This is a genomic window from Aliifodinibius sp. S!AR15-10 (assembly GCF_031569985.1).
In the GTDB taxonomy this organism is placed as follows: Bacteria; Bacteroidota; Rhodothermia; order Balneolales; family Balneolaceae; genus JAMQKA01.
Genome location: NZ_JAMQKA010000003.1, coordinates 124,420 through 141,439 on the forward strand (window position 1 = coordinate 124,420; position 17,020 = coordinate 141,439).

Annotated in this window: 16 protein-coding genes; 5 read left to right on the forward strand and 11 right to left on the reverse strand. The window is 45.5% G+C overall.

Annotation, left to right across the window (positions count from 1 at the left end):
- Window positions 1-2: 2 nt before the first annotated feature.
- The 3 genes from NC796_RS03415 to NC796_RS03425 all read right to left on the reverse strand — a co-directional run bounded on the left by NC796_RS03415 (window position 3) and on the right by NC796_RS03425 (window position 3,238).
- Window positions 3-404, reverse strand: a complete 402-nt coding sequence (locus tag NC796_RS03415) for a DUF2914 domain-containing protein (protein WP_310682160.1) — start codon at window positions 402-404, stop codon at window positions 3-5.
- Between the two features lie 133 nt (window positions 405-537).
- A complete protein-coding gene (locus tag NC796_RS03420; RefSeq protein WP_310682162.1) occupies window positions 538-2,775 on the reverse strand; it encodes a CRTAC1 family protein in 2,238 nt (745 codons plus the stop codon).
- Window positions 2,776-2,791: 16 nt separating this feature from the next.
- A complete protein-coding gene (locus NC796_RS03425; RefSeq protein WP_310682164.1) occupies window positions 2,792-3,238 on the reverse strand; it encodes a DUF1801 domain-containing protein in 447 nt (148 codons plus the stop codon).
- Window positions 3,239-3,487: 249 nt separating this feature from the next.
- Between NC796_RS03425 and NC796_RS03430 the strand changes: the two genes are divergently transcribed.
- Together NC796_RS03430 and NC796_RS03435 are read left to right on the forward strand one after the other, a co-directional pair.
- Window positions 3,488-3,862 (forward strand): transmembrane 220 family protein, encoded by a 375-nt coding sequence (locus NC796_RS03430; RefSeq protein WP_310682166.1) that lies wholly within the window; start codon window positions 3,488-3,490, stop codon window positions 3,860-3,862.
- A gap of 259 nt (window positions 3,863-4,121) precedes the next feature.
- A complete protein-coding gene (locus NC796_RS03435; RefSeq protein ID WP_310682167.1) occupies window positions 4,122-5,660 on the forward strand; it encodes a SulP family inorganic anion transporter in 1,539 nt (512 codons plus the stop codon).
- 138 nt (window positions 5,661-5,798) lie between these two features.
- Here the strand turns inward: NC796_RS03435 and NC796_RS03440 are convergent, their stop codons facing one another.
- Window positions 5,799-6,155: a hypothetical protein gene (locus tag NC796_RS03440; protein ID WP_310682168.1), complete on the reverse strand. Its 357-nt coding sequence runs from the start codon at window positions 6,153-6,155 to the stop codon at window positions 5,799-5,801.
- A gap of 230 nt (window positions 6,156-6,385) precedes the next feature.
- Window positions 6,386-6,628 carry a hypothetical protein gene (locus NC796_RS03445; protein WP_310682169.1) on the reverse strand — a complete coding sequence of 81 codons (243 nt, stop codon included), beginning with the start codon at window positions 6,626-6,628 and terminating at the stop codon, window positions 6,386-6,388.
- Between the two features lie 219 nt (window positions 6,629-6,847).
- Between NC796_RS03445 and NC796_RS03450 the strand changes: the two genes are divergently transcribed.
- Window positions 6,848-9,178, forward strand: a complete 2,331-nt coding sequence (locus NC796_RS03450) for a TonB-dependent receptor (RefSeq protein WP_310682170.1) — start codon at window positions 6,848-6,850, stop codon at window positions 9,176-9,178.
- A gap of 34 nt (window positions 9,179-9,212) precedes the next feature.
- On the opposite strand, the gene NC796_RS03455 is transcribed toward NC796_RS03450, so the two are convergent.
- On the reverse strand, window positions 9,213-10,247 hold the full coding sequence (locus NC796_RS03455; RefSeq protein ID WP_310682171.1) for a hypothetical protein: 1,035 nt from the start codon (window positions 10,245-10,247) through the stop codon (window positions 9,213-9,215).
- Window positions 10,248-10,414: 167 nt separating this feature from the next.
- A complete protein-coding gene (gene mgrA, locus NC796_RS03460) occupies window positions 10,415-11,410 on the reverse strand; it encodes an L-glyceraldehyde 3-phosphate reductase (RefSeq protein WP_310682172.1) in 996 nt (331 codons plus the stop codon).
- Window positions 11,411-11,512: 102 nt separating this feature from the next.
- On the opposite strand from mgrA, the gene NC796_RS03465 reads away from it, so the two are divergent.
- Both NC796_RS03465 and NC796_RS03470 read left to right on the forward strand, forming a co-directional pair.
- The gene (locus NC796_RS03465) at window positions 11,513-11,746 is read left to right on the forward strand and encodes a hypothetical protein (RefSeq protein ID WP_310682173.1); all 234 of its coding nucleotides are present in this window, start codon (window positions 11,513-11,515) and stop codon (window positions 11,744-11,746) included.
- 372 nt (window positions 11,747-12,118) lie between these two features.
- On the forward strand, window positions 12,119-13,243 hold the full coding sequence (locus NC796_RS03470; protein WP_310682175.1) for a glycoside hydrolase family 43 protein: 1,125 nt from the start codon (window positions 12,119-12,121) through the stop codon (window positions 13,241-13,243).
- Window positions 13,244-13,333: 90 nt separating this feature from the next.
- On the opposite strand, the gene NC796_RS03475 is transcribed toward NC796_RS03470, so the two are convergent.
- The 4 genes from NC796_RS03475 to NC796_RS03490 form a co-directional block, all read right to left on the reverse strand.
- Window positions 13,334-14,263, reverse strand: coding sequence for a matrixin family metalloprotease (locus tag NC796_RS03475; RefSeq protein WP_310682177.1), 930 nt, complete (start codon window positions 14,261-14,263; stop codon window positions 13,334-13,336).
- An 86-nt stretch (window positions 14,264-14,349) separates the two neighbouring features.
- Window positions 14,350-15,084, reverse strand: coding sequence for a class I SAM-dependent methyltransferase (locus NC796_RS03480; RefSeq protein WP_310682179.1), 735 nt, complete (start codon window positions 15,082-15,084; stop codon window positions 14,350-14,352).
- A gap of 27 nt (window positions 15,085-15,111) precedes the next feature.
- Complete coding sequence (purE, locus tag NC796_RS03485) at window positions 15,112-15,606, reverse strand: 5-(carboxyamino)imidazole ribonucleotide mutase (RefSeq protein ID WP_310682180.1); 495 nt, start codon at window positions 15,604-15,606, stop codon at window positions 15,112-15,114.
- Between the two features lie 119 nt (window positions 15,607-15,725).
- A complete protein-coding gene (locus NC796_RS03490; RefSeq protein WP_310682181.1) occupies window positions 15,726-16,892 on the reverse strand; it encodes a 5-(carboxyamino)imidazole ribonucleotide synthase in 1,167 nt (388 codons plus the stop codon).
- Window positions 16,893-17,020: the final 128 nt, after the last annotated feature.

Sequence of the window (17,020 nt, forward strand, 5' to 3'; positions counted from 1 at the left end):
TGTTACTGGTCAGCTACCGGGCCACCAATACGAAAAGTTTTGGTGGCCAAGACTTCTCCGCTTGAATCGAGAATGTCCACGCTCCATTCACCTAACCAGTTTTCCAGGATAAACTTTGAACTCCAGGTACGCCAATTTGGGCCATTTACCGGCAGTTCAACACGTGCTTTCTCTTCATTTCCGTAGTACCATACATGGGTAATCGTGGTGGTTTTTTCAGCACCGTCAACCTGTGTAAAGCAATAAACCCGTTCAACAGAACTTGTAAAAACCGAATCAACATTTACGATGTTGCGATCTTCAATATCAGTGCCAAACTCGATGGTGGAAACCGACAGGTTCTGGGCTTGGAGTAGGGTAATGGAAAAGAATAGGATCAGAAATGTACAAACTATTGATTTCATATTTAACTCCCGATAGTTATTTAAAAGTGATGTCGTACCTCTACAAGGGTTAAATAGGAAATTCAAAATTTTGTTCCTCTCTTTTCTAAGGGTCACGGAACAATACCCGTCTCTATTCTGCTACCTACGAAGATCAATGAGAGTGGGCTGTCGAGGTGTTATTCCTCCCAAGCTGTATCTTTTTTTGATCGAGGGGTACTATTTGTTCTTCTATTTCAGATATGCGGTAAAATCGGTTCATCTCTACATTTTTAAAAACCTGTGTTTTGCCGCTGGTGGGCCACTGGACTTCTATTCGGATAATTTTTTCTGCATCGCCCAGCCCTATCTCCTGGCGAAGCACATTTGAACCAAAGCTGCTGCCGGTGGTCACGGTATTGTGGATGGTACGGGTTCCAGTTGGAGTTTCAACCTCAACACTGATCCGGTTGCCAATGCCCATTCGGTTGCTTTCTTCGCCATTGAAGCTCAAAGTGATCCAATTATTTTGATGCCCGGGATTTTCGAACAGGGCATTCATATACAGGTCTCCCTCAAATGCTCCCCCGATAACCGTGAAAATATCTTGATCCCCGTCATTATCCAGGTCGGCAAATGATACGCCGTGGCCTTTCTGCAGGTGCCCAAAGCCCCCCGAGCCTGTTACCTCTTGGAACTGTTTTCCTTCGTTATTTCGGAACATCCGGTTGGGCATAATGGAGCGAAAGTCGGGATCGCCGGTGCCCACGTAGAAGTCGAGCCAGCCATCGTTGTCAAGGTCGCCAAAATTGGATCCCATCGTATACAATACCTTGTTCAGCCCAGTCTCAGGTGCTACATTGGTGAATGTGCCGTCACCATTATTCCTGTATAATCTCGGCATCTCAGCCTCCGTCTGCAAACCAAGGTATTCTCGCGCTATATCTCCGGGTGTGGCATAATATGCAGATACAAAAAGATCCAGCCAGCCATCATTGTTATAATCCCAAAACCAAGTAGGAAAACTGGTAAGAGGCTCTGCAACACCAGCATTCTTGGTCATATCAGTAAACACAGGGATATTCTGTTCATTCAGCCCGTCATTCTTGAACAGTATGTTGGGACCGTCGAGCCGGGAGAGATAAAGATCTTGTAGTCCGTCATTATTATAATCGCCTACGGAAATACCCTTAAAATATCCTGCAATATCCACACCGGCCTGTTCTGCAACATTTTTAAAAGTACCGTCTCGTTGATTGAGATAAAGTTCTGTTGGATTAATAGCTGATTTCGTAGATTCATTTCCGATAAACAGATCCAGCCAGCCATCGTTGTTAAAATCGGCCCACTCGGCTGTTTGTGTGGGATGAAAACTAAGCAAACCGGCACTCTCAGTAACATCAGAGAATGTGCCGTCTCCATTATTTTGAAGCAGGGAGTTGGGATGCTTTCCGGCCTCCTGCAGCCAAGCCCCTCGCAGTACAAATATATCCGCAAACCCATCATTATTGAAGTCGGCGTGACGCAGGTTGAGCCCCCCTTCGATACCGGTTATTCCAGCCTCTTTTGTTTTCTTTATGAACGAACCATTACCATTGTTCTCAAAATAGTGCACTTGGTCATCTAGTCCCCATGAAGAGGCTACCACATCGATAAATCCATCGTTATTGAAATCCTCGGTAATGCTGCCACCGGAAAGCCCGTTTTCCGCTAGACCGATGGACATCGCTATCTCGGGGAACTTTTTGATGTCATAATCCGACTCAAAAGCTTCGGCGGGGACCAGCCATTGTTGCGGTACTTCATACGGATGTTTGCCCAGCGTCATATAGGCGATGTTCAGCAGCCATCGCGAAATCATGTCATCAGAACCCCGTTTCCTAAGAATCTGCTGATATTTTTGGATCGCTTTTTCAGAGCCTTCAGTGATGGTATGGATGCCTTGACCCTTGATAGGAAACAGGCAGGATGACGCAGAATGGTTGAGAAGGCAGTTTTGCTGTTCTCCCAGCCGTAAATAAGATAGGGCAATTGATTCTTCAACCTGTGTTCTGAAAGAAGCAGATTCCTCTTGTTGCTTGGGTTCGAGCTTGTCAAGTAATTCTAACACTACATTGAATCGCTCGATAGCTTTTTCAGTTTGACCGGCTCTAAGCAACTCTTGAGCAAATGAGTGATGATAGTTAATCTGTTTATCAATACGGAAGCGCGGAGGCACTTTTTTATAGTATTCCAGCCGGGCATTGTTAGCATATTCATTTGCCTGGGGATTAATATTTTGCTCAATACTGTCCAGTCGTGCTACCATGGCACGCGTTCCATCTTGCAGCCGCGTGTCATTACTGCAGGCAGAGATGGTGATCAAAGAAACCAATCCAATTAAAATTGAGAAGTAGTAAAAATAGTTCGACATAAACAGGTCGGTAAGATTATGTTTTTCGAGCCTCTTCGTAGCGGGCGATAAATTCCTCGGGCGGTGTGCTGGAAATGATTTTTGCTATCGCCTCTTTGTGGAGATCTTCCAGCTTTTGGAAGCGCAGGCATGATTTACCCATATCCAATTTTTTCCCTTCCTTTTCATAAGCATTTTTTAAGTATTCCTCTAGCCCCGGGTTTTGATATACATTCATCAGGTATAGCGCATAATGATTTTTCTGTGCCGCCAGCGAAAGGTAAACCAACGGTTTCCCATTATAGGTGTTGGGATATCGCTCCAGCGGAATTTCATAGCTTATCATCCCCCAGCTCATCGATTCCCTGTACCCACCGGGCAGGTGCTCTTGGATTAAACCACGTACTTCTGAGATCACCTGTTCCCGTTCATCCGGTAGTTCTCTAAGATACTTCTCCACGCTTGTCGCTTTACTTTTTACCATTGAGCCATCCCTTTTCATTAGATCTAATTTCAAAGTAGAAGAAAAACAGGAAAGTAAAAAGGTATAGCTTTTCTAGTTATATTTTTCGCTTAAGATTTTACGGTTTTTATCACAAACTAATTTAATGCAGCCCCAGGTATTGAAATCCTTGGATAAATGCCGTATTAAAGAAGGCAATTCAAACCGAAGATTTTTGGGGTAAAACAAAGGTCAATTTTTTAATAAAGATATAAAAGGAACATGGTGGAAATGAAGCATAAAGTGATGATTGTGTTGAACTATGTGATGGGATCAGTTTTCATTTTTGCGGCAGTTATGCAGTACAACGATCCTGATATGGTGGGCTGGATTGCCATGTATGGCGCAGCGGCGGCTGCGAGCCTGTTGTATGCAACCGGAAATTATAAAAAGATAGTTTCCGCCGTGGTGTTGGTTGCCGCCTTGACTTGGGCCGCACTTATATTTCCAGAGTTCTTCGAGGGCGAAAGTTTTAGTTTCCGCACGTTCAGCTCGGTGAAAATGACAAATATGGAGTTCGAAACAGCACGCGAATTTGGAGGATTGGTGATTATATCCCTCTGGATGGCATTGACACTGATTTTTCCACCTGCTTCGAGAGAGTGATGAGATCAGCTTAAAAGTGAGCGTAGGGTCCGTGTAGATTATTAGTCAAATCCAGCCCAATTTTTTTCTGTTTTGTAATAGGGTTTCCCCAAAATGATGCCTATCTTTGCCCGCCTTAAAATCTAATCTTTTTAAGCCATTAGACTTATTTAGCAACCATTAACATTTCCATCTGCTGATTCTTGCCCTTCCGCGGCAATAAAATTTAATGGCATCGGAATATTCATTTTTCACCCAATAGATTTAGAATAGAATACGAATGGTTTTCATCGAACAGCTTAAAAACAAAGAATTCAATCTCAAGAACGAAATCCTGTCCGGGTTGACAGTCTCGCTGGCGCTGGTCCCCGAAGCAGTGGCTTTTTCACTTATTGCCGGTGTAACCCCGTTAATTGGACTCTACTCTGCTTTTTTTCTCGGCTTGATCACAGCAATTTTGGGCGGTCGGCCCGGCATGATATCGGGCGCTACTGGTGCTATTGCCGTTGTCATCATAAGCTTGGTAGCACGACACGGTGTTGAGTATCTTTTTGCCGCCGTCGTATTAATGGGAGTGATTCAAATGGTAATCGGGGCGCTCAGGCTCGGTAAATTCATACGCCTGGTGCCGCACGCCGTGATGTATGGATTTGTCAACGGACTGGCTGCTGTGATTTTTCTTGCACAGCTCGATCAGTTTAAAGTAATGGGCAGCGATGGCACGCTCCACTGGTTAACGGGTATGCCCATGATGATTATGCTCGGTTTCGTAGTGCTTACCATGGCTATTATCCACTTTTTGCCCAAACTCACCAAGGCAGTACCGGCATCACTGGCCGCAATTGTCGTAGTTTCAGCAATCATCATCGGTTTTGATATTCCCACAAAAACAGTGGGAGATATCGCCTCAATTTCTGGTGGACTTCCCTCATTCCATATCCCGGACATCCCGTTTAATCTTGAGACGCTGATGATCGTGTTTCCCTATTCGCTGATCATGGCGCTGGTTGGACTCATCGAGAGTTTGCTAACGCTCGCAGTGGTAGACGAGATGACCGAAACGCGGGGCCGTGGGAACAAAGAAAGTATCGCCCAGGGTGTGGCAAATTTTGTGTGCGGATTCTTTGGCGGAATGGGTGGTTGTGCCATGATCGGGCAGAGCATCATCAACGTAAGTTCGGGTGGACGGAACCGTATTTCGGGCATTGTAGCTGCTGTGGCACTGCTGTTGTTCGTGTTAATCGGGGCAAGCCTGATTGAGCAGGTACCGATGGCCGCACTTGTCGGGCTGATGTTTATGGTGGCGATCGGGACCTTTGAGTGGGCCAGCCTGCGCATGTTCAGGAATGTGCCGCATACCGACTTTATGGTTATGATCACCGTAGCGCTGGTGACGATCTTTTTCCACAACCTGGCGATTGCGGTACTGATCGGGGTGATTATCTCGGCTCTGAAATTTGCCTGGGAAAACGCCCTGCGCATTCGTGCCCGCAAGCGCTTTGATGAAAACGGCGTCAAGCACTATGAGATTTACGGGCCGCTGTTTTTTGGTTCTGTCGGTCTCTTCCAGGAGAAATTCAAGGTGCATGAAGATCCAGATGAAGTGATTATTGATTTTGAAGAATCACGGGTGGTGGACCACTCAGCTATTGAGGCGTTAAACAAAGTGACCGAACGTTACGCCAAAGTGGGTAAGAAAGTGCATCTGAAACATCTGAGTGCTGACTGCCGAAATATGCTGGATAATGCCTCCGCCATCATCGATGTAAACTATTGGGAAGATCCGAAATACAAACTCGTTTCTGATGAGCTGGCGTAAATTATTCGTTGGTTAAGTCAATCGCCTTAATACATTCAGTCCAGCTGGTCTTGAGTAGTATGGATCAGCTGGATTTCAATAGATCGGTATTGTTACTTGTTTCGTTCTACCTGAACGTAGATCAATTATTGCTAAAACTTAAATGTCACGATATCCGGCCTGTGTTATTTTTCTACAAACAGTTCTTGCAGCAGCATATCCTGAGTAATTCCACTGCATCCTGGAAAGGACTTGTACCTCCATTTGATAGCTATCTCCACTGCTATTGAGGTAATCGAGGGTGCGATATCCTCCACCGTTGATCCCCACTAGTCGTCGTATCATCCAGCCGTGTTGAAAATATCGTGGTGTCTTAACTACAAAGTATTGGTCTTTGTGCTCTACTACCATGGCATTGGTGCCATTTCCTTTACAGCGTTTTTTAACTTCATAATTTTGTGCAAGCAAAGTGGTAGGTAGTAAAGCCACAATAATAAGAACTAGTACCCCTTTCACATGCCTCCCTTTTAATTATTGTTTTCTATTTAATAAAATATAGAAGATCCTCTTTTATTAGCAATTTCAATTTTTGAATAAAGTCACTTGTTAGAGGGGATTTATTCCAGAAGGCGTTGGCTTTCAAGTAGGGAGAGTATTATCTACAGTGTACGTTTTCTGTCAATAATTTCTTTGGTAAAAAGATAGGTAAGGAATAGAAGCATCATCCCAGTGGTTATTCCAAGTATTTAGGGAAAAATGCTTTGCGTCTGGGTAAATTCAATAAACTGGTATAATCCCAGGCTGGAAAATATCAGAATGAAGGTCAGTGCTATCCATGAATAGGACCTTATTTTTTGTAATTGCCCCACGGCCACTTCTTTGAATTCTCCCTGCTTAATCAACGGTTTCTCTTGGTAAGAAAAGAAGAACTGGTTGCGTGATAGCTCATTTTGGATTACGTCTCTGATAAGATCATTATGCTCTTCCATAATAAAATATTTGGTTAAGGTTGAAGCAATCCGTTCGCTCTTGAAAATCCTAAATTTTGAATATTTGTTGAAACCGCAAGAGAGGCTACGAGCAATCACATTATTGGTGGAAATTGTTCTAAAAAGACGTCCGATCCCACTGGCAAAGACGACTCAGTCTTCTCACACGCATATTTTGGGGATAAAATTTTCATTCCCGTTTTAATCCCAAAACAAAACATGAAGAGTATATTTACAGGTATTGTAATTTGGAGTTTATTAACATCTATTTCATTTGCTCAGCAGTCAGTCCCAACTCAGACCGTAATGGGAACAGTGGTGGATGCAGTGACGCAAGAGCCACTGCCCGGGGCCAACGTGGTCATTGCAGATTCTGACCCTTTGATAGGGACCTCCACCGACAGCCAAGGTAAATTTCAGTTGGCAAAGGTACCCCTCGGGCGGCATGATGTAAAGATCACTTTTCTCGGCTATCAACCAGCGATAAAGTCAGCCGTCCTCGTGACCACCGGGAATCAGACGGTGTTAAACATTGAACTGCATGAACAGGTTTTCAGCTCTGGTGAAGTGGTGGTAACGCCGGAGCTGGAAAAAGACAAACCGCTCAACGATATGGCGTTTGCCAGCTCCCGCTCATTCACAGTTGAGGAAACGCGGCGTTATGCCGGAGGACTGGATGATCCTGGCAGAATGGCTACCGCTTTTGCAGGAGTGACATCGGCAGGCGGGGTTCAGGATAATGCGCTGGTCATTCGTGGCAATACCCCTAAAAGTGTACAGTGGCGGCTGGAGGGAGTTGAAATTTCCAATCCCAACCACTTTGCTGGTCTATCGGTTGCCGGGGGCGGCGGCCTTACCCTTTTCAGCGGGCAAGTAGTTTCCAATTCCGACTTTATGACCGGAGCGTTCCCGGCGCAATATGGAAATGCCCTTTCGGGTGTTTTTGATATCAATTTTAGATCCGGCAACCCCATAGAGCGAGAACATGCGGCACAGATTGGCGTTAACGGGCTTGAAATTGCCTCTGAAGGCCCCTTTAATGAGGCTACATACCTTTTTAACTATCGCTATTCTACACTGTCCCTGTTGATGCCACTGCTGCCCACTGAAGGGGGCATTCGCTACCAGGATCTTTCATTCAAGCTAGACCTTCAGACAGAAAATGCAGGGCGCTTTGAATTTTGGGGATTGGGCGGTCTTGACGGACAGGAGATGATGCCCAATCGTGATAAAGAGGAATGGGAATACGAGGCTTGGGACCGCATAAGGTCTGAAATGAATCTGGGAGTAGGTGCTGTCGGACTTTCCCATCGGATTTTGCTTGGGGAAGGTACCTATCTGAATTCGACGCTTGCCGGGACCGTGAATGACACTTATCTAGATCAAAATCGACTGGATGAGCAGGTAGAGCTTCAACCAAACCTGAGGATTGACAACCGATCGGGTAGCCTTGTTGCAGGCAGTTATCTCAATCACCAGTTTGGACGGCAACATGTAAACCGTACCGGGTTAAAGGTGCATCACCTTTTTTATGACCTTCAGGTCCAGGTTGCACCGAATGATGAGCCGCCGCTGGTTGCCTACTCTAAAGGCAATGGTAGCAGTCAGCTTATCGAAGCATACACCCAGTCCAGGTTCTCGATTTCTCCCTCCCTTACGATGCATGGCGGCATTCATATACAGTGGTTTACATTGACGGATGAGCTAACCGTTGAGCCACGGGCGGGCCTGGAGTGGAATCTTACAGGAAAATCCGGGATAAGCTTGGGGTATGGATTACACAGCCAAATGGAAGACCTGCGTATCTATTTTGTTCGCTCACAAAACGAACTGCAGAACAGATCGCTTCAGTTTGCGAAGGCTCATCATTTCGTGTTGGGATACAACCGCAGCCTGGGAGAAAACAGTCGCCTGAAAGTGGAGCTGTTTGGCCAGGAACTCTACGATGTGCCGGTGATCCCCGACAGCTCATACTCCATGCTAAATTTTGTACAGCAGTGGGATTTTAATGAATCGCTGGTCAATAGTGGAGTGGGACAAAATTACGGAGTCGAGTTGACCCTGGAACGCTTTTTGGGAGATGGATACTATTATCTCTTTACCGGTACGTTGTACAACTCGCGCTACAAGGGCGGGGACGGACAATGGCGGAATACACGATTCGACCAGGGGTTTGCCGCCAACGCTCTTTTTGGGAGGGAGTTCATGCTCAACGACGGCCGAAATGTGCTGGGCGTAAATACCCGGTTCAGTTATTTGGGGGGAGAGCGTCACAGTCCTGTAGATCATGTCGAATCACAAGCTCGGGAAGAAGTGGTATATGACCAGGAAAACGCTTTCAGCCAGCAGTTTGACAACCGTTTTATTGTGGATTTAACGATCACCTATCGTATTAACCGCCCGGGTCATTCATCGGTATGGGCACTGCAGGTGAAAAATTTGTTGTTGGAAAAAGATCCGTCGTTTGACTACAATTTGAAGAAGAACAGCGTGGACTTAATTCAAGAGGGGAGTCCATTGCCACTGCTGAGTTATAAAATTGAGTTTTAGCAGACCAGGAATAAAGCATTTGGTAATTTTGCTATTATTCTTCCATACCTGCTTTTTCCCACTTTTGTATGTCTAAAATAAAAATTCCACGTCCTACGCCGGCAGCATCGCCGACATGTGCAACTTGGAAAGCAATATAATTACCATCATCACTGACTACCGGATTACTGGATTTATATCCTTTGTGATCATTGAAGTAAGTGATTCTGTGGTAGTTTCCGCTTCCATCCAGCACCAAACGGTGAATATCAACAGACTGAATGCCTTGGAACTCTTTCCCCTTCGATTTATGCCGATCACTTTCTACAAGTGTATACTTACCGCTTGGATAGATTCCTTCCGGCTCGTCATACTGGTTATCTTGGTGAGAGTAATTGGTAATTTCGCCGGTTTCAATGTTTACCCCCATAACTTCTGTTCCCTGGTATTCATAGGCACTGAATATAATCTCATTCTCTTCAGGTGGACGGAAGTTTTGGGTTTCCAGATACGCCTTAAAGTCAAGATTATCCGAATTCAATATCATTTCTTTATTACGAATGGATGGTTTGTCACCTTCGTAACTTATGTTTGCCATGAAGATGGCATTATTACGAACCCAAGCTATTTTAAGGTTAGATCTTGATACCGCAGGTCCTTCTGAGCAGTGTTCCCCCAGGGGCACTGGTGGACTTGTCAGATCTTTATCAAGAACCCAAAGTTCGGCTTGCTCTTCGTCACGACTTTCCCAGGGATTGGAAGAATCAAATGTGCGAGATCCTGACAGCAGGATATCACCATTACTAAGATATAATGCCCGAGTATACCCTTCATGGAAATAATAATGAGTCATCGGGCGGATAACACCTGTTTCAACATTTACTTCGAAAACATCGCCAAATGTTTTTTCAATAAATAGAATCCGTTGCCCATCATGAGACCAGTCGGCTCGTTGACCAAAATGGGTTATACGTGTAATATACGATGGGAGATCATCAATGGGTGACCGATTCTCAAGGTTTTGAGCACTTCCAGCAGTTGAAACGAAAACCAGTAGAAAAATTAAAATTGAGCCTGCATACGTATTCATGTGATGCCTTCAATTATTTAAACTTATTTATTTGTCCCATTCCACATTAAAATTCAATTTAGAACAAAATTTAAATTGTTCAACGATAGAATAAGATTTGAAACAAAAGAAGCTATTATGTGCAGGCATCTACATGAAACAAAGGTATTCAATGAAGATGAATGAAGTTAGTCCGACAGAATTTCCTCAATCCGCTCCTCTTCTTCACTGCTGAGCTCAAGATTATCCTGGATGCCAACCGCATCTTCGATATGACTGACTTTACTGGCCCCAATCAGGGCGGTGGTCACCTGTGGCTTGCGCAGTACCCAGGTGAGTGCCAGTTGGGCCATAGTTTGGCCACGTTCTTCTGCTATTTTATTCAGCTTTTTTACCTTTTCGATCTTTTCTTGCGTCACGCCCTCTTTCTGCAGGAATCCACTTTCCCGTGCAGCACGTGATCCTTCGGGAATGCCACTGATATACTTGTTGGTAAGAATTCCCTGGTCAAGCGGGGAAAAGACGATGCTGCCGATTCCCTCTTCATCGAGAGTCTCCAGGAGGTTATCCTCCTCCACCCAGCGGTCGAACATGCTGTATCGGGGCTGGTGAATCAGAAACGGCGTACCCAGATCGTGCAAAATTTTAGCGGCTTTTTTCGTGCGTTCAGTGCTATAGTTGGAGATTCCGACGTACAGGGCCCGACCGCTACGCACGGCAAAATCGAGGGCTCTCATGGTCTCCTCCAGTGGGGTATCCGGGTCGGGTCGGTGGCTGTAAAAGATATCGACGTAGTCGAGCCCTATCCGCTCCAGGCTTTGATCGAGGCTGGCAATCAAGTACTTACGCGAACCCCAGTTACCATACGGTCCGGGCCACATCAGGTATCCCGCCTTGCTGGAAATAATCAGCTCGTCCCGATATGAGCTCAAATCCTGGTTGAGAATCCGACCAAAGTTTTCTTCCGCAGAACCTGGTGGGGGACCGTAATTATTGGCCAGGTCGAAATGGGTAATGCCGAGGTCAAAGGCACGGTGGATCATTTTTCGGGCGTTTTCCAGTGTATCTACACCCCCGAAATTATGCCACAATCCCAGCGAAATAAGGGGCAGTTTGATACCGCTGTTTCCACATCGGTTATACTGCATCTGGTCATACCGGTTCTCTGAAGGTAAATAACTCATGGGCAATCGGTTCCTAAATTTGAGTGATGGTTTCTTTCAGGCAGTCCCTAAATAAAAACTGGTGTAGCGAACCGCAAGTGGAAAGGTTGAAATGAATCGCTTTTGAAAAAAGGGAAGAGGAGGGAAAAGAAAAATGGGGAAGGATCAATATCTGTTGGAATTGATCTGCTTCCCCGTTTTTATGTTCTTTACATAAGGATATCAGACTCGTTTATAACTGGAGCAGGGGCCTTCTTCCTTACCATTTTTTTCGCAATCTTCTCGCGTTTCGAAGCCGCGCTTGGAGTGTTCTTTTATTTCTCCCTTTTGCTTCAATCTCCATCTCCATTCGTCTAATTGGTCCTTATAAATTTCACACTTAGGCATAGATCTAACCTATCTTTAAATTGTTATTGGCGAATTAATAAACTGTTGGTGCAAGGGATATTTATCTGAAGCTCTGTGCAAAGCCCAGATTTATACATTGTATGGACTGCAAGAGCCCCTTCAATCCTCTGAAGCAACCAACGAGCATAAAATAGTAATTTTTGAACCCAAAATCGTCATCTCATATGCATGCTTGTAACGTTTTTGGATAGTGGGAATCCAAAATATTTTTTGTTTTGTGCAATCGTTTCCATTGTTTTTTTATTTAGTAACTCAAATATTGTCAAGGGACTGTCTCCAGGGAAACTTTAAATCTTCATAAAAACTAAAAACTGATTAGTCATGTTTGAAACCGAATATTTTAAATCTATACTCATACTTGTAGTCGGTATATTGATGTTGCCTGTGGCATGTCAAAAGAGTTCTGAAAACGGATCAGAAACTTCCGGAAGTGTAGCAGATACCACACTGACCTCAGAGATGAGTGATACACTTGACGCTATTTCTGAACCACTGGTGGACCATATGTATACAGCCGATCCTTCGGCACATGTATTCGATGGTACATTGTATATCTATCCATCACATGATGTTGAATCCGGTATTCCACAGGATGATATGGGCAGCCATTTTGATATGAGAGACTACCACGTATTCTCAATGGAAAAGGTGGGCGGAGAAGTTACCGATCATGGCGTAGCACTCCATGTCGATGATGTTCCCTGGGCAAGCCGTCAAATGTGGGCACCCGATGCCGCGAAGAAAGGAGATTCCTATTATTTCTATTTTCCAGCCAAAGATGAGAATGATGTATTTCGCATTGGCGTAGCTACCGGTGATTCTCCAACCGGACCGTTTAAGCCACAACCCGAGCCTATCGAAGGCAGTTATAGTATCGATCCCGCTGTGTACGAGGATACCGACGGTACCTACTACATGTATTTTGGCGGAATTTGGGGTGGCCAACTTCAGCGTTGGACAACCGGCGAATATGTGGAGGAAGACACTTATCCCGCGGATGATGAACCCGCATTAAGTCCCAAAATTGCGCGCATGAGTGAAGATATGCTCAGTTTTGCCGAGGAACCCAAGGATGTTCAGATTCTGGATAAAGAAGGCAACCCCATTACGGCAGGGGACAACGAACGGCGCTTCTTCGAGGCTGCGTGGGTCCACAAATACGAGGGGACATATTACCTGTCCTATTCAACCGGAGATACGCACTATATTGCCTATGCTACAGGCGACAATCCCTACGGTCCCTTTACCTACCAGGGCATCATCCTGGAGCCGGTGATCGGGTGGACAAATCACCATTCCATTGCAGAATTTAACGGACAGTGGTACCTGTTTTACCATGATACCGAGCTTTCCGGTGGACAGACACATCTCCGAAATATTAAAATGACCGAACTCACGCATAATCCCGACGGAACCATTGAGACTATCGATCCCTATCGCTATTAGTTTGTGTGAGGATGAACTTTTGAATTACAAAAGGCTATCGGCAGTAATTGCCGATAGCCTTTTTAAATTATAAGAAATGAATCGAATCGCTTACAAATAATCCCCGCACACCCACTCCAGCTCTTCGATATCCTCTGGGGTGAACTGCAGCTTGGTCTCATCCTGTTTTTCCATCAGGTAGTACATTACTGATTTGGGATTGTCCACATGATTAAGACCCAGTGCATGACCAATTTCGTGTGCGAGGGCTAGCCTCAGGTTATCAGGGTTATCATATTGATAGATGTTGATTTTCCTGGTGTCTCCAACCTGTATGTAAGTACCCTGATCAAACTCCTTCCTGTTGCTATACCGTTCGTTGTAGTGGTACACAAGCGCATTTATTTGGTCAGCCATATTGTTGAGTTTATCAGCGACGTGGTTAACATCGTCTTTCAGGTTGTTCAGTTGTTTCCTGTCGCGATCCAGTTCCCGTTGTATTTGCAGGATCTTTTTCTGCTTCTTATCGAGGCTTTTTTTCTGGCTTTGAGATACCATGCTCAATTTGGCGATATCCGCATTATATTTGTTGACCTGTTCTTTAAACTCTTGTGAACTCGCTTTGTACTGCTCAACTTCTTGTTGGTATCTAGCTGACAGCTTTTGATACTCACTCTGAAGGGCGTCATACTCCGTTTCCTGTCGGCGTATCCTCTGGGAAAGTTGCTGCTCATTTCGCGTGTATTGTTGATCTTCAGAATAAATGAAATGGATCGCCACCTTACCGCTATCGCTGAACCTGACAATTTCTTTTCCTGCGGCTTTCGACCAAGCTGTAGCAGCGTCTGACATTAGTTTTTTGATGGTTCTTTTATCAATACCAAAACGGGGATCCACATCGCCTATCCTGTAGGTCAGGGGTGCGTTACAGGGCATTGCAGCATGCTCAGCGGGCTGGCTGCTGCTGGACTCGATCAGCACAACAGCAACGGCCACCATAATACCCAAACTGGCAAGAACTATTTTGTGGAAATTCAACATGATTTAACCCGTATTGATCGCCGTCTTTTAAAGATACCGTCTGTACTTAAAAACTACTCGTTTTCGAGCATTTTTCAAGGGCTAAGTTATATTCTGCCAAGTCGAAGGAAGACCGGGAATGTCACCTCTCGATATTCATCCGGCTGCCACACTGCGTGTACCTTTTCCAGTAGCAGATCTACGGGATTGCTCTTGTGATCCTGTATGTATTGTTGGACGGCCGACCAGGAATTAAGATAGCCCTCCAAATCACTGGGCGTCCAGTCTAAAGTTCGCGAAAAAGCAGGAGTGGAGATCTCATAAAAGGGGAAGGGAATCGAGCGATATTTTTGCTCTAGATAGGTTCGATTTTTATCGAAGTACTGACCGAACATCTGGTCATAGAACGGGTCTATCAGCTTATCTAGTTTGGGATCGACTGTAACCCGGCCATAGCCGGCAACAGCCAGCAGGGCTCCATGCTTAGCTGTCCGACGTACTTCTTCATAAAACTTTTCAAAATCGAACCAGTGGATTGCCTGTGCAACCGTGATCAGGTCAAACAAAGCGGATGGAAAATCGCTATTCTCGGCCGGTACATTGAAATACTGGATATTGGACTCGCGGGGAGCATGTGCCATCTGCTCATCGCTGATATCACTGGCATAAACCTGTTTAAAATGGTTGGCCAATATTTTTGCCACCTGCCCTGAACCCGTTGCGCAATCCCAGGCCGTATCCCATGCATTCAAATGACTGAAAATAAAGTCATATAACTCGGCGGGGTAATCCGGCCGATATTTTGCATACAGTTTGGACTGTTTGGAAAAACGGCTTTCCATGGTTTTGAATCATTAACCGGAGGAATATCAAGTGAGGTTCTGTGTTTTCTTCTCAGAGGCCTCCGCCATCTGCTGGTGGTATTGCTGCAGCGTTTCGCCCAACTTCTGGTTGGTGCTGCTAAGCATTCGAATAGCCAGCAGCCCCGCATTTTTTGCTTTTCCGATAGCCACTGTTGCAACAGGCACTCCGTTGGGCATCTGTACGATGGAATAGAGGCTGTCCAGGCCACTGAGTGTGCTGGTTTTTACCGGCACACCGATGACGGGAAGGGTGGTGTAGGCGGCCGTCATCCCCGGTAGGTGGGCAGCCCCCCCTGCACCAGCAATGATTACCTTGAGCCCCCGTTCTCGGGCTGTTTTGCCGTATTCAGCCATCATATCAGGAGTACGATGAGCAGAAACGACTTTCTTTTCATACGGTATATCAAATTCATCAAGAATTTCGCACGCTTCCTTCATGGTGGGCCAATCGCTGTCACTACCCATTATCACGCCTACAGCCGGGGTTGTTGAAGTACTCATATTCAGATTTGGAGTGAGTTTAAGACTAACATTAGTTCCAACTGAAAATGTAGAAAAGTGTCGTGAGTAACAAGGTCATTACTGCCTACGAACGAAATGAGGTCATACTCGGGATAATGTTATATTTTAATGCTCTGCGTCAGTCTTTGGGCTTGTTGGTAGGTCGGCTTCAATGAATTGCCAAGAAGGGTGTAGTGGCCCATCTTTCTACCAGGCCGGCTCTCCAGTTTACCATAGACATGCAGGTGGCCGTCACTCGCTTCCAGAGCATTAAGCACGAAGTCTACCCTGGCATCGCGCTTATGGGTCCCCAGAAGGTTGATCATGGCCACTGCAGGGGCTCGCAATTCAGTACTGCCCAACGGCAATCCCAGCACGGCCCGAACATGGTTCTCGAATTGGGAAGTAACGCAACCCTCAATGGTATAGTGTCCAGAATTATGAGGACGCGGAGCTGATTCATTCAGCAGCAGTTCCCCATCTTTTTTCAGGAAAAATTCGTAGGCAAAAATACCCTTGCCCTTGATCGCCTCAGTAGCCCGTACCGCCAATTCTTGTGCTTTCTCCTGGATCACCTCGTCCACTGGGGCGGGAGACAGAACGGCCACACAGATGTGATCTTTTTGTACCGTCTCACAACAGGGATATACTTCTGTGCCCGTTTCATTGCTTGCTACTTGCACTGCCAGCTCATGGGTGAAATCCACAAAAGCTTCTGCAATAATATCGTGTCCTTTTGAACCACCCAGCGAGTCAAATGCCGTCTTTGCCTCGTCCAGGTTTTTCACGGTTTCATTGCCATACCCATCATATCCCCCCTTGGATGATTTAAGCAGGTAAGGCCATCCGTGCTCTTCTCCAAAGGCATCGAGATCCTCTTCAGATTCAATAAGAGCGTAGGGCGTTACCGGGATTCCCGCCTTTTCAAAGGTCTGCTTTTCAATCAGTTTGTTTTCGATGAGTGCAAAAGAGGAGGGGGCAGGCCAGATCGGGGTGCTGCTTTCCTCCTGAACTTGTTGCAGAATTTCTGAACTGATAAATTCATTTTCCAGCGTGATCACGTTACAGTCTTCCGCAAAAGTAGCCATATCATCCACGCTATCAAACGATCCGCTGGTAGAATAGGGGGTCATGAACTGAACTGGTTCATTTTCAGGACGATCAGAAAAAACACCGACTTGGATACCATATCGAAAGGCTTGCTGGGCAGACATCCGGGCTAGCTGACCGGCACCCAAAAATCCTATTCGGTAGTTTGCTGAGAGGGGATTTTTTGATTCGGACACGATAGAGCAATTGATTAGCGGTTTTATTTCGAGATGAGTATAAGAAGTTTCAGATATAGTTTACAAAAGTAATAATCAAGCGGGCAGATAAGCAGCAAAGTTTAAACGAATTACAAAAAAGCTGGACC